This window comes from Blautia sp. HA8986 (assembly GCF_056504635.1).
Map to the genome: position 1 here is coordinate 2,656,893 of NZ_JBWLUQ010000001.1, position 21,622 is coordinate 2,678,514.

Here is a 21,622-nt window from a genome sequence, read left to right on the forward strand (position 1 = left end):
ATAAATAAGTGCTCAAGTTATCGCCTGGCCTCTTCGGAGGCCGGGAATGAATACAGGGACAGTACATACGAATCTTTTCTGAACCTGAATGGAGATGGAATGATGGGATATGAAGAAAAAGAAGAATTTTGTATGGAATATCTTTTTTGCACTGGTATTTCTGGCGGGAGCGGGAGTATTTCTGTATCCGACAGTCAGCGATATGTGGAACCAGTACAGAAATGTAAGGTTAGTCAGCAGATATGATGAAGCAGTAACAGATCTTTCGGATAATGAATACGAAAAACTGTGGAATGAGGCGAAAGAGTATAATGCAGAACATCCGGTGAATTCTATTGTAGATGCTTTTGGGGAAAAGGATGATTATGTGCTGACCCAGCCTTATGACCAGGTACTTGATCCAAATGGAGAAGGCCTTATGGGAAGTATTGAGATTCCGAAGATCAATGCAAAACTTGCAATCTATCATGGCTTGAGCAAAACAGTTCTTGAGAAAGGTGTAGGGCATGTGGAAGGAACCAGTCTTCCTGTCGGAGGAAAAAGTACACATGCAGTTCTGGCAGCACACAGAGGACTTCCCAGTGCAAAACTTTTTACTGATCTGGATCAGATGAAAAAAGGAGATATTTTTATCCTGCATATTCTGGGAAAAAATCTGGCCTATAAAGTTGATCAGATCAGGACAGTTCTTCCTGAAGAAACCGGCGAACTGGATATTGTGGAAGGCGAGGATCATGTGACGCTTGTTACATGTACGCCATATGGTGTGAACACACACAGACTTCTTGTACGGGGAATACGGACAAAATATGCAGAGGGGGAAATTAGAAATGATGAAACCATATCTCACAGGCTTGCTGTGACAGATCCGAGGAAAGTTCTGGCTGGCGGCTTTGCAGTACTTATTGTTCTGATTCTGCTGATTTATCTGAGTGTTCGTTACAGGGACAAAAAACGCAGATTAAGGCAGCTTTCAGAAAGGAAGGATGAGGCAGAGAGCGATGAAAAATAAAAGAAAGCAGGGGAATAAATTTCAGAGTCTTCTGGCTGTTCTGATGCTGATGGTAATGCTGGCCATCAGTGTTTTGCAGCCGGTTTTTGCACAGAACTATGAGGCAGGAAAAAAGGGCGATCTGACGCTGATACTCCGGGAAACGGATGAAGAAGGAAATCATACACCGGTGGCAAATGTGGGGCTGACACTTTATAAAGTGGGAAGTATTGATTTTGACGGAAATGTACATTTTGTGATTGATGGTGCTCTGGGAGAAAAAGGTATTGATTTCAATGCACTCAGCACAGCGGATGACTGGTTTGCGGCAGCGGAAAAACTTGCCGGTATTATTGAAGAGTCCGGAGTCAGCGGAGTACAGGATTTTTCCAATGAACAGGGGAAAATGACCTTCACAGGGCTGGAAGAGGGAATGTATCTGGTTGTGCAGAGTGATAACAGCAGTAAGGTCACAGTTTCTCCGATGCTGATCTCGATTCCTTTTGCAGATAGTGAACAGGGCTGGCTTTATGAGGTGCAGGTTTATCCCAAAGTAGCTGTAAGGGATGAAAAAAAGATACAGGTAACAAAAAGAGTTTACTATATAGATGAAAATATGGATCCGCAGCCAATGGTTGAAACAGATGCAACTTATAGGATCGGTATTTTTCTTGATAAAGAGGGAACCATTCCATTCAGGGATGATTACAGCAAAGATATCCGGATAAAAGGTGCTTCAAGCGGAACTGCCGTATGGATGGATGTACCGGATGGAACTTATTATGTATTTGAGCTGGATGAAAATCAGAAGCCGCTTCAGCAGAATAACAGGATTGATATATCTGATGCAGATGAGAAAAAAACATTCTACTATAATGTTACAGGTGCAAATGAAGAGGAGACAGATCAGACAGTGATCGGCAGCGAAAACAGTGCGGTGGAATCGATATCTTATGTGAATAATTATTATCTGGAGCTTCCGGATGATTTCTACAGTTATGGACATATCAGTATTATAAAAAAAGTTATGGCTGACGGAAAGGAGACAACAGCAGATAATACTTTCTATGCAGGAATTTTTGAGAAGGATGAAAATGACGAACTGGTATTGCTGAAGAATATGAAGCTGAAGCAGAATGGTGTTGTTACAGCTGAGTTTGCATTGCCGAATCATGAAAAAGATGCTGAGTTTACTTACACAGTTCTTGAGACAGACAAAGATGGAAAGCCGGTTATAAAGGATGCTTTTCCATATATAGTAAGCGGTGAGGGTGATGTTGTTCTCACAGATGAGGGACAGTATAACGGGACGATCACGATTACCAACAGTATAGTTCCGGAACAGACAGTTACTCCGACACCGAATCCATCGGCAACTCCGATACCACGCAGCAGTGAGACACCTGTTCCAGGAAATCATCATACACCGGGTAGAAGTACTCCTTCCGGTGGTACTTCAGGGAATCCTGTAAAGACTGGTGATGAGACACCGGTTGGTGTATGGGCAGGTATTCTGGCAGCAGCAATTGTAATTGGTGGGGCAGCAGGCTTTGCAGTGAGAAGAAGGAAGAAATAAAAAAATATTCTTGACATTTGGTAAAGAGAAGTATATTGTATGTGTTGCAGTAATTTCATAAAAGATGGCCTTTTATTCAGAGTGGTGGAGATACAAAGGATCTGCGAAGCCACGGCAACCCCGGGAAATCCAGGAAGGTGCCAACCTGAGCGAGTAATCGAACAATAAGAGGATTGTTTACAGAATTTAAACAGTCCGCTTGTACGGGCTGTTTTTTATGTTTATAATCGTTGACTGACTACAAAAGGAGAAAAAAATGGAAAAAATTTTATTTACATCTGAATCTGTAACTGAAGGACATCCTGATAAAGTCTGCGACTCTGTTTCTGATGCGATCCTTGACGCTATGATGGAGCAGGATCCGATGAGCCGTGTTGCATGTGAGACTGCTACTACTACAGGTCTTGTACTTGTTATGGGTGAGATCACAACTAAGGCTAACGTTGATATCCAGAAGATCGTTCGTGATACTATCCGTGAGATCGGATATGACAATGCTGATTATGGTTTTGATGCTGATACATGTGCTGTTATTACAGCTCTTGATAAACAGTCCGCAGATATCGCTATGGGTGTTGACAAGGCTCTTGAGCAGAAAGAGGACAGCATGAATGAGGATGAGCTGGATTCCATCGGTGCCGGTGACCAGGGACTTCAGTTTGGTTATGCTTCCAATGAAACTGAGGAGTATATGCCATATGCGATCAACATGGCTCACAAGCTTGCACAGCAGCTGACAAAGGTTCGTAAAGACGGTACTCTGAAATACTTAAGACCGGATGGAAAAACTCAGGTTACAGTTGAGTATGATGAGGCTGGAAAACCGAAAAGAATCGATGCTGTTGTATGCTCTACACAGCATGATCCGGATGTTACCCAGGAGCAGATCCATGAGGATATCAGAAAATATGTTTTTGATGCGATCATCCCGGCTGATATGGTTGACGCTGATACTAAATATTTCATTAACCCGACAGGTCGTTTCGTAATCGGCGGACCTCACGGTGACAGTGGTCTGACAGGACGTAAGATCATCGTTGATACTTATGGTGGAACTGGACGTCATGGCGGCGGTGCTTTCTCAGGTAAGGACTGCACAAAGGTTGACCGTTCTGCAGCTTATGCAGCTCGTTATGTTGCCAAGAACATCGTTGCAGCAGGTCTTGCTGACAAGTGCGAGATCCAGCTTTCCTATGCGATCGGTGTTGCTCATCCTACTTCTGTCAGTGTTAATACTTTCGGAACAGGTAAGCTTTCTGAGGCTAAGCTTGTTGAGATCGTTCGTGAGAACTTTGATCTTCGTCCGGCTGGTATCATCAAGATGCTTGACCTTCGCCGTCCGATCTACAAACAGACAGCAGCTTATGGTCACTTTGGCCGTACAGATGTAGATCTTCCATGGGAGCATCTGGATAAGGTTGATGCACTGAAAAAATATCTTTGCAACAGCTATGAATAAAAAATAAACAGGCAAAAAAGATAATAATAGTTCCAGGAGAACAAAGAGCAAGAAGCCCCCGGTAGTGCCATACCGGGGGCTTCTTGCTGCCCTTTTTTATAGAAAATTTAGAGATAGGAAAAATACTTTATGTTATAATATCGTTATATGAGTAAATATGAAACCGGTTGTCCGGTTTTTGTGACAAAGGACGGAGATATAACATGAAGTTAAAAACACGTATTATAGTGGGCTTTGTTGCGGTTATCCTGGTTCCGCTGATCCTTTTTTCTGCAAGTCTTTATGGCTTCAGCCAGACACAGGCCAGGCATATGCAGGAGAGCAGCAGCCAGACATCGGATTCCGATGAAATGGTCTATGATATCTCTCTGGCTCAGTCATCCAGCAGTCAGGTACGGCTGATGGCCAAGGATATGATTCTGACGGCAACGATCATTCTTGTTTTTACAGCATTGTCTGTAGGTTTATGGATCTACAGAAGTATTGCAGTACCATTGGTGAAGCTTCGTAAGGCAACCCGGAATATTAAAGAAGGTAATCTGGATTTCGTACTGGAGGTAGAAGGAAACGATGAATTTTCCCAGCTTTGCCAGGATTTTGAGGAGATGAGGAAACGTCTTAAGGAATCCACAGAAGAGAAGATCCTGATGGACAAAGAGAACAAGGAACTGATCAGCAATATTTCCCATGATCTGAAGACTCCGATTACAGCAGTTAAGGGTTATGTGGAAGGTATCATGGATGGTGTTGCGGACACACCGGAGAAGATGGACAGGTATGTACGCACTATTTATAACAAGACCAATGAGATGGATCATCTGATCAATGAGCTGACTTTTTACTCCAAAATCGATACCAACCGTATTCCTTATACATTCAGTAAATTGAATGTTGAGGACTATTTTTCTGACTGTGCGGAGGAACTGGGACTCGAGATGGAGACCCGGGGAATTGAACTTGTGTATGCCAATTATGTGGAGAAGGATGTTCAGGTCATCGCAGATGGCGAGCAGATTCGCCGTGTGATCCACAATATTGTAAGTAATGCCATTAAATATATGGAGAAACCAAGGGGAATCATCCAGATTCGCGTAAAGGATGTGGGAGATTTTATCCAGGTGGAGATCGAGGATAACGGCAAGGGAATTGCAGCCAAGGATCTGCCATATATTTTTGATCGTTTTTACAGGACAGATGTTTCCAGAAATTCTTCCAAGGGAGGAAGCGGAATCGGTCTTTCCATTGTGAAGAAGATCATGGAGGATCATGGAGGAAAGGTCTGGGCTACAAGCCGTCTTGGAATCGGAACGATTATGTATTTTGTACTTAGAAAATATCAGGAGGTACCCGTAAATGAGTAAAATTTTGATCATAGAGGATGAGGAAGCAATCGCGGATCTTGAGAAAGATTACCTGGAGCTTTCCGGTTTTGAGGTGGAGATTGAGAATCGGGGAGACACAGGCCTTGTGCGTGCAATGAAAGAGGATTTTGATCTGATCATTCTGGATCTGATGCTTCCGGAGGTGGATGGCTTCGATATCTGCAGACAGGTCCGTGAGGAAAAGAATACTCCGATCATTATGGTTTCCGCGAAGAAGGATGATATTGATAAGATCAGGGGCCTGGGACTTGGTGCAGATGATTATATGACCAAGCCATTCAGTCCAAGTGAGCTTGTAGCCCGTGTAAAGGCACACATGGAGCGTTATAATCGTCTGGTTGGCTCTAACGTGCATAAGAATGATGTAATCGAGATCCGTGGAATCAAGATCGATAAAACTGCCCGCCGTGTGTGGGTAAATGGTGAGGAGACAACTTTTACAACCAAGGAATTTGACCTTCTGACTTTCCTGGCAGAGAATCCGAACAGAGTATTTACCAAAGAGGAACTTTTCCGGGAGATCTGGGATATGGAGTCAGTGGGTGATATTGCCACAGTTACGGTGCATATCAAGAAAATCCGTGAGAAGATCGAGTTTAATACGGCCAAGCCTCAGTATATTGAGACGATATGGGGCGTTGGGTATCGGTTTAAGGTGTGATGTCGGGCAGCCTGAGCTTGTAAAATAAATATTTGGACGCAAAGCGGAATGTGAATTGCTGCTTTGCATATGTCATATGATACGTGGGAGGGAGAATGTCGCAGTAAGGATATTCTCCCTTTTATGGCACTCCTGGAAATTATTGCATCAGATTCAGCTGTGCAGAACATGAATGGAGCTTCATGATCAATCACAATTGACAGTGACAGACCGGTAAGTTTCGGGTATAATTAGACAAACTGTGATATAGATATGAGAAAAGGGAAACTGGAATGGGGAAAGGAGAACTATGGAAGACAGATTATATAAGAAACTGGAAGCGTACGGTAAGAGTGATTTTTACCCGTTTCATATGCCCGGACATAAGAGGAATCCGCTGACCGTAGACGGTGATTTTCCGGTGGAGAGGGATATTACGGAGATTAATGGATTTGATAACCTGCATCATGCGGAAGACATTCTGAAAAGGGCTCAGGAGAATGTTGCCCGGATCTATGGTGTGCAGGAGAGCTTTTTCAGCATTAATGGAAGCTCAGGGGCAATCCTGGCGGCTGTGTCTGCTGCTGTGAAGAAGGGCGGCCATATTCTGGTGGCAAGAAATTGCCATAAGGCGGTATACCATGGAATTTACCTGCGTGATTTGGAAGCCACATATATTTATCCACATGAAGATTCCAGACTGGGGATAAACGGTGGAATTTCACCAAGCCGTGTGGAAATGTATCTGGCAGAGAACCCGGATATTGAAGCTGTGCTGATCACATCGCCAACCTATGACGGAATCGTGTCAGATGTGGCGCGGATCGCGGAGGCTGCACATAATCATGGAGTACCATTGATCGTAGATGAAGCCCATGGTGCACATTTTTGCTTTTCGGATTATTTTCCGATGTCTGCCGCGCAGCTTGGCGCGGATGTGGTGATCAACAGTGTACATAAGACGTTGCCTTGTCTGACTCAGACGGGAGTGATCCATCTGTGCAGCAACAGGGTTAGCAGGGAAAAACTGAAGCGATTTCTTGGAATTTACCAGAGCAGCAGTCCGTCGTATATTCTGATGAGCAGTATTGATGCGTGTATGGATAAGCTGGAGCGTGAAGGTGATGAGATGTTCCGTGTATTTACGGAGAATCTGGAAAAAGCACGCGTTCGTCTTGGAAAGTGCAAGTATATCCGTCTGGTTACGCCGGAAGTGTGTGAATACCGGAGAGTTTTTGATTTCGACAGATCCAAGATCCTGCTTTCCACAGTAAACAGTTCGCTGAATGGGAGACAGCTCCATCGGATCTTGAGGGAAGAGTTTCATCTGGAAATGGAGATGGAGGCAGAGAATTATGTGCTTGCACTGGCTGCGGTTGGTGATACAGAAGAAGGATTTCGAAGACTTTGCGAAGCTGTTGAAGAAATTGACCGGCGGGAATCGTTAAAATACAGAAAAGAAATTGCAGAAACAGAATCTGTCAAAAATGGAAAAATGAAACAGATAATGCGGATTTCCCAGGCTATGGATGCAGATAGTGAACGATATCAGCTGGAGGAGTGTATCGGAAGGATTTCTACGGAGTTTGCGTATCTTTATCCACCGGGAATTCCGTTGATCGTTCCCGGAGAGCAGATTTCTGGACATTTTGTAAAAAATGTGAGAAGATACCTGGAACAAGGCTTTGAGGTTCAGGGCCTGAGTGATCAGACAAGTGAGACGATATGTGTAGTCTCAAATGATGTATAAGTGTGCATCGGTTATATGACCACAGTGATGATTTGTACGAGTCTGATTACAGAGTGAGCAGTGAAAAATAGAGACAGAGGGAATAAAGTGGGGAAGATTTTTTATATTATGGGAAAAAGCTCTTCCGGAAAGGACAGTATTTACAGAAAACTGGAAGCGGATGAGGGGCTTGGTCTGGAGAGACTTGTAATTTATACTACACGCCCGGTCCGTGACGGAGAAAAAGAAGGAAGAGAATATTATTTTACAGATGAAAAGAAGCTGGAAGAGTTCAAAAAGAATGGAAAATTGATCGAGTCCAGGACTTATGAAACGGTTTACGGACCGTGGACGTATTTTACAGCAGATGACGGTCAGGTTGCTGCCGGAAATAAAAGTTATCTGGGAATAGGAACCCTGGAATCTTATATGCAGCTTCGTGAGTATTATGGTGACGATGTGATGTATCCGGTGTATATTCAGGTGGAGGATGGTGAACGTCTGGAGCGTGCACTTGCCAGAGAAAAGACTCAGGAGAATCCGAAATACGAGGAGATGTGCAGACGTTTTCTGGCAGACCAGATGGATTTTTCTGAAGAAAATATTCTGAAAGCAGGTATAGGCAGGCGTTTCCGGAATCATAATCTGGATGAATGTGTGAAGGAAATTGGAAATTATATAAAATCTGTACAATAGGGAAAAATAGTTTTTTTTATACAGAAGATTATGTTATAATTAGATGAAAGATGTCTTCCGGACATGGAGGAGGGCACAAAAGGCAGAAAGAGGTGATTCTTATGGCAGGATTTCATGACATCATCGGCCATGACGATATAATCAGGCATTTAAAGAATGCGATAGAGACAGGGAAGGTGTCCCACTCTTATATTTTTACAGGGGAACCAGGTTCTGGCAAGAAGCTTCTTGCAGGGACTTTTGCGGCAGCACTGCAGTGTGAATCGGGAGAATCTGAACCATGTATGACCTGTGATTCCTGTAAGAAGGTGATCGGCAAGAATCATCCGGATATCATCACAGTGACTCATGAGAAACCTGGCAGCATCAGTATTGATGAGGTGAGAGAGCAGGTGATCCATGATGTGGATATCAAGCCGTACTGCAGTCCATATAAGATTTATATCATTCCGGATGCGGAGATGATGACAGTACAGGCTCAGAATGCTATTTTGAAAACTATTGAGGAGCCGCCGGAATATGCGGTGATCCTGTTGCTGACAAGTAATATCGACAGTCTTCTTCCTACGATCCGTTCCAGATGTGTACGCCTGGATCTGAAAGTAGTGGATGACGGTCTTGTAAAGAAGTATCTGATGGAGCATCTTCAGGTGCCGGATTACCAGGCTGAGATTGACGCATCTTATGCCCAGGGAAGTATCGGCAAGGCGAAAGAAGCTGCAACTTCTCAGGAGTTTGCAGATATGACTGCCAACGCACTGAAGATTCTGAAATATGCCAATACCATGGAAGTTTATGAGCTTACAGAAGCGATCAAGACTCTGACCATGGATAAGAATAACATTAATGATTATCTGGATATTTTTCAGTTCTGGTTCCGCGATGTTCTGATGTTTAAGGCAACAAGGGAAATTGACAACCTGGTATTTAAACAGGAAATTAATTTTATCAGAGAGCAGGCCAGTGAGCGTTCTTATGAGAATATCGAAAAAATCCTTGAAGCATTGGAGAAGACTAAGGTTCGTCTCCGTGCCAATGTTAATCTCGAACTTGCCCTGGAGCTCCTGTTCCTGACAATTAGGGAGAAATAGAATGGAAATGGTAGTTGGAGTAAGATTTCGAAATGTAGGAAAAATATATTATTTTAATCCTAAGGACTACAAGGTTAAGGTAGGCGATCACGTTATCGTGGAGACTGCCAGAGGCGTGGAGTACGGACGTGTTGTTCTGGAACCGCGTGCTGTGAAAGAAGACGAGGTGGTTCATCCGCTGAAAGAGGTTCTTCGTGTTGCAACTAAGGAAGATGAGGAGCATGAGGCTGAGAACCGTCTTAAGGAAAAAGATGCTTTTAAGATCTGCAAGAAGAAGATCCGTGAGCATGGTCTTGAGATGAAGCTTATTGATGCAGAGTATACTTTTGATAATAATAAAGTGCTGTTTTATTTTACAGCTGACGGACGTATTGACTTTCGCCAGCTTGTAAAGGATCTGGCGTCCGTATTTAAGACCAGGATCGAGCTTCGCCAGATCGGTGTACGTGATGAGACCAAAATCCTTGGTGGTATTGGTATCTGCGGAAGGACACTTTGCTGTCATACTTATCTTTCTGAGTTTGCACCGGTTTCTATCAAGATGGCGAAGGAGCAGAATCTTTCCCTGAACCAGACGAAGATCTCCGGTGTATGCGGAAGGCTGATGTGCTGTCTGAAGAATGAGCAGGAGACTTACGAAGAGCTGAACAGGAATCTTCCTGGTATCGGAGATATAGTTATAACACCGCAGGGTATTCAGGGTACAGTTCAGAGCGTGAATGTTCTGCGTCAGATGGTGAAGATCGTGGTTGATGTCAATGATGAGAAGGAGATTCAGGAATATCCGGTTCGAGACCTGAAATTCCGTCCTAAGAAGAAAAAGGGAAAAGGCGGCGACCACGAAGAGAAAAAGGGAGATACAAAACCAAATGAAAAATGATCTGGTTAAGTGCGGTGAGCGGGTGGATGATCTTCAGAATGGTTATTTTGTGATCCAGGATCCGAAGAAATTCTGCTTTGGTATGGACGCTGTGCTGCTTTCCGGTTTTGCCCGGGTAAAAAAGGGCGAGACTGCGCTGGATATGGGAACCGGCACGGGAATCATTCCGATCCTGCTTTCCCAGAGGACTGAAGGGAAGCATTTTACCGGCCTGGAGATTCAGGCAGAGTGTGCTGAGATGGCTGACCGCAGTGTGAAATATAACTGTCTTGAGGACAGAATACAGATCGTTGAAGGTGATATTAAAGAGGCTGCCGGGATTTTTGGGGCAGCTTCTTTTGATGTGGTGACATGCAATCCGCCGTATATGATCGGCCAGCATGGACTGACGAATCCGCATATGCCAAAAGCGATCGCGAGACATGAGATCCTTTGTACTTTTGATGATGTAGCGAATCAGGCTGCAAGAGTTCTGAAAGACAGAGGAAGATTTTATCTGGTGCACAGGCCGTTCCGGCTGGTGGAATTAATGGCTGCACTGACTAAGTATAAGCTGGAGCCTAAGAGGATGCAGCTGGTGTATCCTTATATTGACAAAGAACCGAATATGGTGCTGATCGAAGCCTGCAAAGGCGGAAATTCCAGGATCCAGATCGAACGCCCACTGGTGGTTTATGAGAAGCCCGGGGTTTATACGAAGGACATTCTGGAACTGTATCAGATGGTGTGAGTGCATGGTGGAATAATCCGCCAGTCAGGCAGATGATGAAATAGAAAAAAGAGGAAGATTATGAATAAAACAGGAAAACTCTACTTATGTGCAACTCCGATAGGCAATCTGGAAGATATCACTTTAAGAGTTTTAAGAACACTTAAGGAAGTGGACTTGATCGCTGCGGAGGATACCCGAAACAGTATCAAACTTCTGAACCATTTTGACATAAAAACTCCAATGACAAGCTACCACGAATACAATAAGATCGATAAGGGTCACGTCCTTGTGGAAAAAATGCTCGCGGGTACTGATATCGCTCTGATTACAGATGCCGGTACTCCCGGCATTTCAGACCCTGGTGAAGAGCTGGCAGCTATGTGTTATGAAGCTGGAATCGAAGTAACATCTCTTCCGGGTCCGGCAGCCTGTATCACAGCTCTGACATTATCAGGTCTGCACACCAGAAGGTTCGCTTTCGAAGCTTTTCTTCCGGCAGATAAGAAAGAGAGAAAAATCATCCTGGAGGAGCTTTCCAATGAAACGAGAACTATAATCCTCTATGAAGCTCCTCACAGGCTTGTACGGACGCTTGGCGAGCTCAGGGAGGCACTTGGCAACCGCCGTATGACTCTTTGCAGGGAACTGACAAAAAAACACGAAACAGCGTTTCGTACAACCATTGATGATCTCATTGATTTTTATAAAGATGAGAAGCCGCTGGGAGAGTGTGTTCTTGTGATCGAGGGCAGGAGCCGCAGTGAAATGGAAGCGGAGAAACGTGCTTCCTGGGAAGAGATTTCCATTCCGGAGCATGTGGCCATGTACGAGCAGCAGGGGAATTCCAGAAAAGACGCCATGAAGCTTGCAGCGAAAGACAGAGGTGTTTCCAAGCGGGATATTTATAAGGCGTTGCTGGAGGAAGATTCTGCTGAGTAAAGAACATATTGTGCCTGCACTTTGAAATTGCATTTAATAAGATACTTTTTTGCCTGTATTTCCAGTGATTTTGCGTGGAAATACGGGCTTTTTTGTGCTATAATTACTTAGTATTCGTATGTAAAAAAATATTTATTTTACAGGTATAAATGACAGTTCCGGAGCGAGTTTGAGAATTGCTTTCTGCAAAATGATTCTGCAGAGAGAGGTTCTGCAGAAACGAATTTTCAAACACGCCTGGACAGATAAGAACAGGAGGAATGACATGGGCGCAGAGAATACAGAATACGGCGCGGATCAGATCCAGATTCTGGAGGGACTGGAAGCCGTACGTAAGAGGCCTGGAATGTATATCGGAAGCACCTCCAGCCGTGGACTTCATCATCTCGTATATGAGATCGTGGACAATGCAGTCGATGAAGCACTGGCTGGTTTTTGTACGGAGATCCATGTAGATATCAATCCGGATAACTCCATTACAGTTACAGATAATGGTCGTGGAATTCCGGTAGGTATCAATCATAAGGCAGGTATTCCGGCAGTTGAGGTTGTATTTACTATTCTTCATGCAGGTGGCAAGTTCGGCGGTGGAGGATACAAGGTATCCGGCGGACTTCACGGTGTAGGTGCATCTGTAGTAAATGCACTTTCTGAGTGGCTTGAGGTTACGATCCACCGTGATGGAAAAGAATATAAACAGAGATATGAGCGTGGCAAGACCATGTATCCGCTGAAAGTTACAGGGGATTGTGATCCGAATGTTTCCGGAACAAAGGTAGATTTTCTTCCGGATAAGGAAATCTTTGAAGACACCATTTACGATTACGATATCCTGAAACAGAGACTTCGTGAGATGGCTTTCCTTACTAAGGGACTTCGTATTGTGCTTGAGGATAAGCGAGAAGGACAGGAGAGGGAAAAGGTATTCCACTATGAAGGTGGTATCCGCGAATTCGTAAGCTATCTGAACAGAAGTAAAGAAGCTCTCTATCCTGAGATCATTTACTGTGAGGGAGAGAAGGATGGCGTAGCTGTAGAAGTTGCCATGCAGCACAATGACTCATACACAGAGAACACTTACGGTTTTGTAAATAATATCAATACACCGGAGGGCGGTACACATATCACCGGTTTCCGTAATGCGATCACCAACACATTTAATGACTATGCACGTAAGAACAAGCTTCTTAAGGACAGTGAGCCGAACCTCAGCGGTGATGATATCCGAGAGGGTCTTACAGCAATCATAAGTGTCAAGATCGGAAATCCGCAGTTCGAGGGCCAGACCAAGCAGAAGCTCGGAAACAGCGAAGCCAGAGGTGCAGTAGACAGCGTTGTGAGCAAACAGCTGGAGATTTTCCTGGAGCAGAACCCGACAGTTGCCAAAGCTACCGTTGAGAAATCTGTTCTTGCACAGAGAGCCAGAGAAGCAGCCAGAAAAGCACGTGACCTTACAAGAAGAAAATCTGCACTGGACAGCATGTCTCTTCCGGGAAAACTTGCAGACTGCTCTGACAAGAATCCGGAGAATTGCGAGATCTATATCGTAGAGGGAGATTCCGCGGGCGGTTCCGCCAAGACAGCGAGAAACCGTGCCACACAGGCAATCCTTCCCCTTCGAGGTAAGATCCTGAATGTTGAGAAAGCACGTCTGGATAAGATTTACGGAAACAAAGAGATCAAAGCCATGATCACTGCTTTCGGAACCGGAATTCACGAAGATTTTGATATCTCCAAACTTCGTTATCATAAGATCATCATCATGACTGATGCCGATGTTGACGGTGCGCATATTGCGACACTGCTCCTTACATTCCTGTATCGTTTCATGCCGGAACTGATCAAACAGGGATATGTATATCTTGCTCAGCCGCCACTCTATAAAGTGGAGAAGAACAAGAAAGTATGGTATGCGTACGATGATGATGAACTGAACAATATACTTACCGAGATCGGACGTGACGGAAACAACAAGATCCAGCGTTACAAAGGTCTGGGTGAGATGGATGCAGATCAGCTTTGGGAGACTACTATGGATCCTGAGAAGAGAATCCTTCTTCGTGTGACCATGGATGAAGCTGCCACATCCGAGATCGATCTGACATTTACCACTCTTATGGGAGACAAGGTAGAGCCAAGACGTGAATTTATCGAAGAAAATGCAAGATTTGTTAAGAACCTTGATATCTAGGAGAATAAAGAATAATGGAAGATAATATTTTTGACAAAGTCCACGAAGTGGATTTGGAAAAAACTATGAAAGAATCTTACATCGACTATGCCATGAGTGTTATCGCTTCACGAGCTCTGCCTGATGTAAGAGACGGCTTAAAGCCGGTACAGCGCCGAGTGCTGTATTCCATGATCGAGCTGAATAATGGTCCTGACAAGCCCCACAGAAAATGTGCGCGTATTGTCGGTGATACAATGGGTAAATATCATCCGCATGGTGACAGCTCCATCTATGGTGCACTTGTAAATATGGCGCAGGAATGGTCAACAAGATATCCGCTTGTTGACGGACATGGAAACTTCGGTTCTGTAGATGGTGACGGTGCAGCTGCCATGCGATACACAGAGGCACGTCTCAGCAAGATTTCCATGGAGATGCTTGCTGACATTAACAAAGACACTGTTGATTTTCAGCCGAACTTTGATGAGACAGAACGTGAACCGGTTGTACTTCCGGCACGTTTTCCGAATCTGCTTGTAAACGGTACAACAGGTATCGCCGTAGGTATGGCAACCAATATTCCGCCGCATAATCTTCGTGAGACAGTTAATGCCGTTGTAAAAATCATCGACAATATTGTGGAAGAGGACAGAGAGACAGCTATCGAGGAACTTCTTGATATAGTCAAGGGACCGGACTTCCCGACAGGAGCAACTATCCTTGGAACAAGAGGAATCGAGGAAGCATACCGTACAGGACGTGGCAAGATCCGTGTCCGTGCAGTGACAAATATCGAGACTTTACCGAATGGTAAATCACGTATCGTAGTTACAGAGCTTCCGTATCTTGTAAACAAGGCACGTCTGATCGAGAAGATTGCAGATCTTGTCCGGGACAAAAAGATCGATGGAATCACAGACCTGAATGACCATTCCAGCCGTGAAGGGATGCGCATCTGTATTGATCTCCGTAAGGATGCCAATGCCAACGTGGTCCTGAATCTGCTTTATAAACATACACAGCTGCAGGATACTTTTGGTGTGATCATGCTTTCGCTTGTTCCGAATCATGGAAGCATGGAACCAAAGGTTCTGAATCTGAAAGAGATGCTGGAGTATTATCTTGAGCATCAGGAGAACGTAGTTCGCAGAAGGACACAGTATGATCTGAATAAAGCTCAGGAGAGAGCTCATATTTTGGAGGGTCTGCTGAAAGCACTGGATAATATCGATGAGGTAATCCGGATTATCCGTGGTTCCCGCAACGTACAGATCGCGAAACAGGAACTGATCGATCGTTTTGAGCTGACAGATGTTCAGGCTCAGGCAATCGTGGATATGCGTCTCCGTGCACTGACAGGTCTGGAAAGAGAGAAGCTGGAAGCTGAGTATGCAGAGCTTATGGAGAAAATCCGTAAGTTCCAGGCAATCCTTGCTGACCGTAAGCTTCTTCTCCGCGTTATCCGTGAGGAAATCTTGGCTATTGCTGAGAAATACGGCGATGACAGAAAGACTTCCATCGGATACGATGTATATGATATTTCCACAGAGGATCTGATCCCGAGAGAGAATACGGTTATCACAATGACAAAGCTTGGTTATATCAAGCGTATGACTGTAGATAATTTCCGCAGCCAGAACCGCGGCGGCAGAGGAATCAAGGGAATGCAGACTATTGATGATGACTACATCGAAGAGCTTCTGATGACAACAACTCATCATTATCTGATGTTCTTTACCAATACAGGCCGTGTTTACAGACTGAAGGCATATGAGATTCCGGAAGCCGGTCGTACAGCGAGAGGAACAGCGATCATCAATCTTTTGCAGCTTGCCCCGGGTGAGAAGATCACTGCAGTGATCCCTCTTCGTAAGTATGAAGAAGGCCATTATCTGATGATGGCAACCAAGAAGGGTCTTGTAAAGAAAACTCCGATCAAGGATTACGAGAATGTCCGTAAGACAGGTCTTACAGCGATTGTTCTCCGTGATGATGATGAACTGATCGAGGTTAAATCAACAGATAATAATAAAGATATCATTCTTGTTACCAAGGATGGACAGTGTATCCGATTTAAGGAGACCGATGTCCGCAGTACAGGACGTGCATCTATGGGTGTAAGAGGTATGAATCTTGGTGATGGTGATGAAGTTGTTGCAATGCAGCTGAATACACAGGGTGATTATCTTCTGGTAGCATCTGAGAACGGAATGGGCAAACGGACAGCAATGAATGAGTTTATTGTCCAGAACCGTGGCGGTAAAGGTGTGAAATGCTACAAGATCACAGAGAAGACCGGAAATGTAGTTGGTGCAAAGGCTGTTAATGAAGAGAACGAGATCATGATGATCACAACAGAGGGTATCATTATCCGTCTGCAGTGTGCAGATATCTCTATTCTCGGCAGAATTACGTCTGGTGTGAAGATGATCAATCTTACAGATGGCGTAACCGTTGCAAGTATTGCCAAAGTAAGAGATAAAGATCCGGAAGCAGATACAAAGGCTGACAGCGAAGGAACAGACAGTGAAGAGTCCGCAGATGAAACTGCAGCAGGCAGTGAGGAAGAATAAGATCGAGGATGAGTCATGGCGACAACAACAAAGAAAAAACGCAGAAAAAAACCTGTGAAAAAACTGAAATACTCTAATAAAAAACTGAATTTTGTCCATATCGTGACACTGGCAGGAATCATTTTGATCCTGCTGGTGATCATCCTCGCAGCACGGAGCTGCGGCGGCATCAGCCACAGAAATCCTAAAGGAGTTGTGGAAGGATATATAAAGGCTGCTGTTGCAGGTAAGGACAAAAAAATGCAGGAATGCTACAGTGCGGATAAAGTATCGGATGAAGCGAAAACAGAGATATCATCTACGATGAAATATTTCCAGGCTCACGAAGCGAAAGATGTAAATATTGAAAGTTGTGAGACGATTTCTGAGAGCAAGACTTATTCTTATGTGTACATTCGATATAATCTTGTTCTGCAGAATGATCAGGAATATCCGTGCATCAGTACTTATCTTGTGAAGGCTCAGGATAAGAAATATTATCTGTATTCACCGTCAGATATTTCAGATAAGATCAGTCAGCAGGCAGCAGCCGATTATCAGAAATTTATGACAACGAAGACTTATACAGATTATACCAAGGCTTATGAAGTCTTTCTGAAAAAGAATCCGGGTTATGAGGATAAGATCGCATCGAAACTCAACGGATAAGAAACAGGCAGGAGGACATAAGTTATGAAGAGAATTTTGCTGATGGTGTTCAGAAATCTTATTTTTGTTCCTTACTGGTGGATCAGGCTTTGCTGGTATGCATCGCATACAGATGATTATCCGGAAGAGAAGAAGTATGCGTTTCTGAAGCATGTAGATGATTATGCGATCAGGGGCGGCAATATTTATATAGATGTGCATGGTGCGGAGAATATCCCCAGGGAAAACGGATTCATGTTTTTTCCGAATCATCAGGGCTTGTTTGATGTACTTGCGATCATCAAGGCCTGCCCGGTTCCTTTCTCAGTGGTAGCTAAGAAAGAAGTAGCAGACATCCCGTTCCTGAAGCAGGTTTTTGCCTGCATGAAGGCATTCATCATTGACAGAGAAGACCTGAAGCAGTCCATGCAGGTGATCGTCAATGTGATTCGTGAGGTGAAGGCAGGACGGAATTATCTGATTTTCCCGGAAGGAACACGAAGCAGGAACGGAAATCATCCCGGACCATTTAAAGGCGGCAGCTTTAAGACAGCTACCAAGACCAGATGCCCGATCATTCCTGTGGCATTGATCGATTCCTTTAAAGCTTTTGATACCGGTTCCACTGAACATATCACTGTGCAGGTGCATATCCTTCCTCCTATGTATTATGAGGAATATAAGGATATGCATACGACAGAGATCGCTGAAGAAGTGAAGCGACGGATCGAGAAAGTGATCGAGGAGAATATCTGAGAAAGTAAATATATAGCAGAGCGGATATCCGCTTTACTGAAAAGACTATCGTAACTGTTGTACAAATGGATACGATGGTCTTTTTTTGTGGAAAAACAGTTTCAGAATTATCTGTAAATAATGAAGATAAAAACGGAATATTCTAAATGCAGCTTGACCGGAATGGTGTGGAACTTTATAATTTTATATATAAATGTGACAGGAAAGAGGGAGGAATTGTATGAAGAAAAAGTATATTGCATGGCTGATGGCAGCGGCTATGACATTGACAGGGAACAGTGCATCAATGGTAATGACATATGCACAAACTGAAAATGCAGCATCAACACAAACAACAGTAAAACTTGTAGAAAAAGGTTCCTGCGGAAGTAATGCTACATACAGACTGTATTCGAACGGGCATTTGAAAATCCAGGGAAAAGGAGAGGTCAGGACTTACGATTTTTCAGAAAAAGCAGCAAAAATAAAAAAAGTAACAGTTGCATCCGGAATCACAGGAATTGGCAGCTATACTTTTAACAGATGTCAAAATCTGAAAAGTGTTTCACTTCCAAAAACTCTGAAAAGTATTGGAAACAGCGTATTTACAGATACAGCGATTACCAGTATACAGCTTCCTTCTGGATTGAAAAGTATAGGTGCGTATGCTTTTTACAGATGTAAGCTTACAAGTCTGAATATACCGGAATCAGTAACAATGATCGATGAATATGCGTTGAGTTACTGTGATAATCTGGCTTTTGTCAGTGTTACGGGGAGTGTGAAAGAGATACCGGAATCCTTATTCGAGGGCGATAAAAAATTAAAAAAAGTTACTTTGAAACAGGGAGTTAAAAAAATTGGAAGAAATGCTTTTTGTGGCAGCGGACTGACGAGTATGACATTTCCGGAAAGTCTGACAGACATTGAATCACAGGCTTTTTCACTCTGCCCGAATCTTGCGAAGGTGACATTTCCAGGTAAACTTACAGAAATAGGGTCCAGTGCATTTTATGCCTGCAGAAAGCTTTCAGCTGTTACGATACCAACCAGTGTGAAGCGGATTGGAACAGAAGCTTTTAATGACTGCCGGGCCATGAAAAAGATCATATTTCTCAACGGAAAGACAATATTGGATGGAAAGCCGATGGGCTATAATTGGGAAAATGAAAAAAACAGAGCTCTTGTCATAGTAGGAAAAAACGGTTCTACAGCACAGACTTATGCGAAGAAAAACGGACTCAAATTTCAGGGCAGTGTAGCTCTGATAAAAACAACGAAACTTACCGGCGTTCCGAAGACAAAGATTTTATCCAGAGGAAAAACCTTCACCATCAAGGCAGTGGCGACACCGAAGAACACAGATGAAAGGATCACCTACAAATCTTCCAACACAAAAATTGCAGCAGTAACATCCAAAGGTGTTGTAAAAGGCCTTCGAAAAGGAAAAGCAACCATCACAGTTCAGAGCGGATCAAAGAAAATGACCTGCAAAGTAACAGTAAAATAGACAGAAAAGACAAAGGCATAAAATACTATGAAAAAAACTGAAAAAAGAATCCGGGCGGATCTGCTGCCCGGGATTCTTACAATGATCCTTTTGCCGCTGGTGGCGAAGGGACAGAAAACAGAAGTAGATCTGGGAAAATATTCCTGGTTCCCGGACGGAAGTTTTCAGTATGATTTCTTTATGTACTGGAAAAGCATCGTTTTTCTGATCCTGGTGGCAGCAATGCTGCTGGTTCTCATAGAGCGAAGTCTGCTCAGGGGGATCCGGATCAAAAACTGGAAATATTTTATTCCATTATATGTATACGCGGGGGTTACAATTCTTTCCACGATTTTGTCTGCTGACAAAGCATTATCGTTGAAAGGAATGTGGCAGCAGTATGAATCTGTATGGGTACTTCTGGGATATCTGGTGACAGTTTTCTACTGTGTTCAGGTGACAGAATCAGAAGAAGATGTGAAAAAAATACTTTGGGCACTGGCAGCAGGAACTGTAGCTCCGGCAGTTATCGGTCTTACACAGATGGCAGGAAAAGATTTCTTTTATACATCGGCCGGCAAAGGCATCCTTTCAGCAGGGCTGGATTCCGCAGCAAAGGATGCCATGAGTTATCTGTATTCCGGAAGCGGAAATTCCACTGTATATATGGCATCCTATACGCCGAATTATGCAGGTGTGTATCTGGTGATGGCTTTGCCGGTGATTGTGATCCTGACTATAACAGCAGCCGGTAAAGCCGGCAGGATTTTTGGCGGCAGCCTCAGCATTATTCTATGTATTTGTTTATATGGAAGCGGTTCAAGAACCGGACTGGCAGTTGGATGTATTCTTGCGATATTGGCAGTATATTTCCGGCAGTCACAGAGTGGCAGACAGAGAGGCACGCAGACAGGTACGGGCAGTAAGGACGGAAAAAACAGATGGGCGTATACGGGAATCGCTGTTCTTCTGGCTGTTGTTCTGTTTGTTGGTTATGATCTGGCCGGCAGCCACAGACTCATAAATGGAATTAGAGATAGTTTACATAAGAATACCTACGATATGCAGGAAATCCAGCCGGGTGAGAATGGAATCACAGTGAAATATAAAGGCAATACCCTGGAACTGATGCCGGAAACAACAGAAATAGGGCAGATGCTTAATGCTGTTTCCAATAAAAAAGACAAGCTCACGGCAATCTGGGACACAGACAGCCAGTGTTTCCGGTTCAGAGATACTGTTTATGAAGATCTTGCTTTTGACACTTACAGTCAGGATCAGATTTCTTATATTATGGTCAATCAGGGAGATATCACTTGGAATTTCTTTAAGGAACCAGGTGGGGAAAAATATTTCTACCTGAACCAGTATGGAAAATCTGATGAGATCCAAAATGCAGCAGCAGTTCTGAAAGGATATGAGAGAGCTTTTTCCGGTCGAGGATATATCTGGGGAAGAACGATTCCGCTGATCGCGAAGCATCTGTTGTGGGGAAGCGGTCCGGATACGTTCGCGGCAGAATTTCCGCAGACGGATTACGTGATGAAAGCAAATACGAGTCTCAGTATGTACCAGCAGCTTCCGACCAGAGCCCACAATATGTATCTGCAGTCAGCATTGCAGACAGGTGTGATATCTGCTATCTGTCTGATAATATTCTGGCTGCGGTATGTGATATCTTTTGTGAAAAGATTTCGGAAGAGTACAAGAGATAAGGTCAGCTTCTGGGAGCTGGGGATATTCTTAAGTGTTACAGGATTTTTATTAATGGGAATAATGAATGATTCCAACCTTGCGGCGGCACCGGTATTCTGGTGCCTTCTGGGAACAGGGATCGCAATGGAAACCTTTCACGGCCGTGCGCTGTGAGAGGTTTTTTTGCTTTTTTTATGAATTTAATGTGGCAGAATATAATGCTAAATAGTATAAT

At 43.9% G+C, this 21,622-nt stretch carries 17 protein-coding genes and 1 riboswitch; all 17 genes read left to right on the plus strand.

All coding sequences use genetic code 11. From position 1 onward, the window contains the following. Nucleotides 1-109: 109 nt before the first annotated feature. The 17 genes from AC04Q4_RS12405 (at nucleotide 110) to AC04Q4_RS12485 (ending at nucleotide 21,561) form a co-directional block, all read left to right on the plus strand. Nucleotides 110-1,012: a class C sortase gene (locus tag AC04Q4_RS12405; protein ID WP_173738017.1), complete on the plus strand. Its 903-nt coding sequence runs from the start codon at nucleotides 110-112 to the stop codon at nucleotides 1,010-1,012. Further along, nucleotides 1,002-2,567: a pilin N-terminal domain-containing protein gene (locus AC04Q4_RS12410; RefSeq protein ID WP_173756248.1), complete on the plus strand. Its 1,566-nt coding sequence runs from the start codon at nucleotides 1,002-1,004 to the stop codon at nucleotides 2,565-2,567. The genes AC04Q4_RS12405 and AC04Q4_RS12410 overlap by 11 nt, the downstream gene beginning before the upstream one ends. Before the next feature lie 69 nt (nucleotides 2,568-2,636). Further along, a riboswitch (SAM riboswitch) is annotated at nucleotides 2,637-2,738 on the plus strand. Nucleotides 2,739-2,823: 85 nt separating this feature from the next. Beyond that, nucleotides 2,824-4,026, plus strand: a complete 1,203-nt coding sequence (gene metK, locus AC04Q4_RS12415; RefSeq protein ID WP_173756246.1) for a methionine adenosyltransferase — start codon at nucleotides 2,824-2,826, stop codon at nucleotides 4,024-4,026. 203 nt (nucleotides 4,027-4,229) lie between these two features. Further along, complete coding sequence (locus AC04Q4_RS12420; RefSeq protein WP_173738020.1) at nucleotides 4,230-5,387, plus strand: sensor histidine kinase; 1,158 nt, start codon at nucleotides 4,230-4,232, stop codon at nucleotides 5,385-5,387. Further along, complete coding sequence (locus AC04Q4_RS12425; protein ID WP_173738021.1) at nucleotides 5,380-6,069, plus strand: response regulator transcription factor; 690 nt, start codon at nucleotides 5,380-5,382, stop codon at nucleotides 6,067-6,069. Before AC04Q4_RS12420 ends, AC04Q4_RS12425 begins: the two co-directional genes overlap by 8 nt. Before the next feature lie 289 nt (nucleotides 6,070-6,358). Beyond that, the gene (locus tag AC04Q4_RS12430) at nucleotides 6,359-7,798 is read left to right on the plus strand and encodes an aminotransferase class I/II-fold pyridoxal phosphate-dependent enzyme (protein WP_173738022.1); all 1,440 of its coding nucleotides are present in this window, start codon (nucleotides 6,359-6,361) and stop codon (nucleotides 7,796-7,798) included. Between the two features lie 87 nt (nucleotides 7,799-7,885). Next, nucleotides 7,886-8,473 carry a guanylate kinase gene (locus tag AC04Q4_RS12435; protein WP_173756243.1) on the plus strand — a complete coding sequence of 196 codons (588 nt, stop codon included), beginning with the start codon at nucleotides 7,886-7,888 and terminating at the stop codon, nucleotides 8,471-8,473. 101 nt (nucleotides 8,474-8,574) lie between these two features. Next, complete coding sequence (gene holB / locus AC04Q4_RS12440; RefSeq protein ID WP_173738024.1) at nucleotides 8,575-9,564, plus strand: DNA polymerase III subunit delta'; 990 nt, start codon at nucleotides 8,575-8,577, stop codon at nucleotides 9,562-9,564. A gap of 1 nt (nucleotide 9,565) precedes the next feature. Then, nucleotides 9,566-10,444 (plus strand): PSP1 domain-containing protein, encoded by an 879-nt coding sequence (locus AC04Q4_RS12445; protein WP_173738025.1) that lies wholly within the window; start codon nucleotides 9,566-9,568, stop codon nucleotides 10,442-10,444. Beyond that, complete coding sequence (locus AC04Q4_RS12450; protein WP_173738026.1) at nucleotides 10,434-11,174, plus strand: tRNA1(Val) (adenine(37)-N6)-methyltransferase; 741 nt, start codon at nucleotides 10,434-10,436, stop codon at nucleotides 11,172-11,174. Before AC04Q4_RS12445 ends, AC04Q4_RS12450 begins: the two co-directional genes overlap by 11 nt. Before the next feature lie 60 nt (nucleotides 11,175-11,234). Then, on the plus strand, nucleotides 11,235-12,095 hold the full coding sequence (gene rsmI, locus AC04Q4_RS12455) for a 16S rRNA (cytidine(1402)-2'-O)-methyltransferase (protein WP_173738027.1): 861 nt from the start codon (nucleotides 11,235-11,237) through the stop codon (nucleotides 12,093-12,095). Nucleotides 12,096-12,360: 265 nt separating this feature from the next. Next, on the plus strand, nucleotides 12,361-14,286 hold the full coding sequence (gyrB, locus tag AC04Q4_RS12460; protein WP_476389051.1) for a DNA topoisomerase (ATP-hydrolyzing) subunit B: 1,926 nt from the start codon (nucleotides 12,361-12,363) through the stop codon (nucleotides 14,284-14,286). Between the two features lie 14 nt (nucleotides 14,287-14,300). Further along, on the plus strand, nucleotides 14,301-16,841 hold the full coding sequence (gyrA, locus tag AC04Q4_RS12465; protein WP_173738029.1) for a DNA gyrase subunit A: 2,541 nt from the start codon (nucleotides 14,301-14,303) through the stop codon (nucleotides 16,839-16,841). A 15-nt stretch (nucleotides 16,842-16,856) separates the two neighbouring features. Next, entirely contained in the window at nucleotides 16,857-17,489 is a 633-nt protein-coding gene (locus AC04Q4_RS12470) for a hypothetical protein (RefSeq protein WP_476389052.1), read from the plus strand. Nucleotides 17,490-17,513: 24 nt separating this feature from the next. Next, nucleotides 17,514-18,224 (plus strand): 1-acylglycerol-3-phosphate O-acyltransferase, encoded by a 711-nt coding sequence (locus AC04Q4_RS12475; RefSeq protein ID WP_476389053.1) that lies wholly within the window; start codon nucleotides 17,514-17,516, stop codon nucleotides 18,222-18,224. A gap of 220 nt (nucleotides 18,225-18,444) precedes the next feature. After that, entirely contained in the window at nucleotides 18,445-19,713 is a 1,269-nt protein-coding gene (locus AC04Q4_RS12480; protein WP_476389054.1) for a leucine-rich repeat protein, read from the plus strand. 27 nt (nucleotides 19,714-19,740) lie between these two features. After that, the gene (locus AC04Q4_RS12485) at nucleotides 19,741-21,561 is read left to right on the plus strand and encodes an O-antigen ligase family protein (protein WP_476389055.1); all 1,821 of its coding nucleotides are present in this window, start codon (nucleotides 19,741-19,743) and stop codon (nucleotides 21,559-21,561) included. Nucleotides 21,562-21,622: the final 61 nt, after the last annotated feature.

Bases quoted from the DNA above. Each gene is read 5' to 3' on its own strand.
- AC04Q4_RS12420 (WP_173738020.1), top strand. From the start codon at position 4,230: ATGAAGTTAAAAACACGTATTATAGTGGGCTTTGTTGCGGTTATCCTG.
- AC04Q4_RS12485 (WP_476389055.1), top strand. From the start codon at position 19,741: ATGAAAAAAACTGAAAAAAGAATCCGGGCGGATCTGCTGCCCGGGATT.
- AC04Q4_RS12470 (WP_476389052.1), top strand. From the start codon at position 16,857: ATGGCGACAACAACAAAGAAAAAACGCAGAAAAAAACCTGTGAAAAAA.
- AC04Q4_RS12425 (WP_173738021.1), top strand. From the start codon at position 5,380: ATGAGTAAAATTTTGATCATAGAGGATGAGGAAGCAATCGCGGATCTT.
- AC04Q4_RS12480 (WP_476389054.1), top strand. From the start codon at position 18,445: ATGAAGAAAAAGTATATTGCATGGCTGATGGCAGCGGCTATGACATTG.
- gyrB (WP_476389051.1), top strand. From the start codon at position 12,361: ATGGGCGCAGAGAATACAGAATACGGCGCGGATCAGATCCAGATTCTG.
- AC04Q4_RS12430 (WP_173738022.1), top strand. From the start codon at position 6,359: ATGGAAGACAGATTATATAAGAAACTGGAAGCGTACGGTAAGAGTGAT.
- AC04Q4_RS12445 (WP_173738025.1), top strand. From the start codon at position 9,566: ATGGAAATGGTAGTTGGAGTAAGATTTCGAAATGTAGGAAAAATATAT.
- metK (WP_173756246.1), top strand. From the start codon at position 2,824: ATGGAAAAAATTTTATTTACATCTGAATCTGTAACTGAAGGACATCCT.
- gyrA (WP_173738029.1), top strand. From the start codon at position 14,301: ATGGAAGATAATATTTTTGACAAAGTCCACGAAGTGGATTTGGAAAAA.
- AC04Q4_RS12450 (WP_173738026.1), top strand. From the start codon at position 10,434: ATGAAAAATGATCTGGTTAAGTGCGGTGAGCGGGTGGATGATCTTCAG.
- holB (WP_173738024.1), top strand. From the start codon at position 8,575: ATGGCAGGATTTCATGACATCATCGGCCATGACGATATAATCAGGCAT.
- rsmI (WP_173738027.1), top strand. From the start codon at position 11,235: ATGAATAAAACAGGAAAACTCTACTTATGTGCAACTCCGATAGGCAAT.
- AC04Q4_RS12410 (WP_173756248.1), top strand. From the start codon at position 1,002: ATGAAAAATAAAAGAAAGCAGGGGAATAAATTTCAGAGTCTTCTGGCT.
- AC04Q4_RS12405 (WP_173738017.1), top strand. From the start codon at position 110: ATGAAGAAAAAGAAGAATTTTGTATGGAATATCTTTTTTGCACTGGTA.
- AC04Q4_RS12475 (WP_476389053.1), top strand. From the start codon at position 17,514: ATGAAGAGAATTTTGCTGATGGTGTTCAGAAATCTTATTTTTGTTCCT.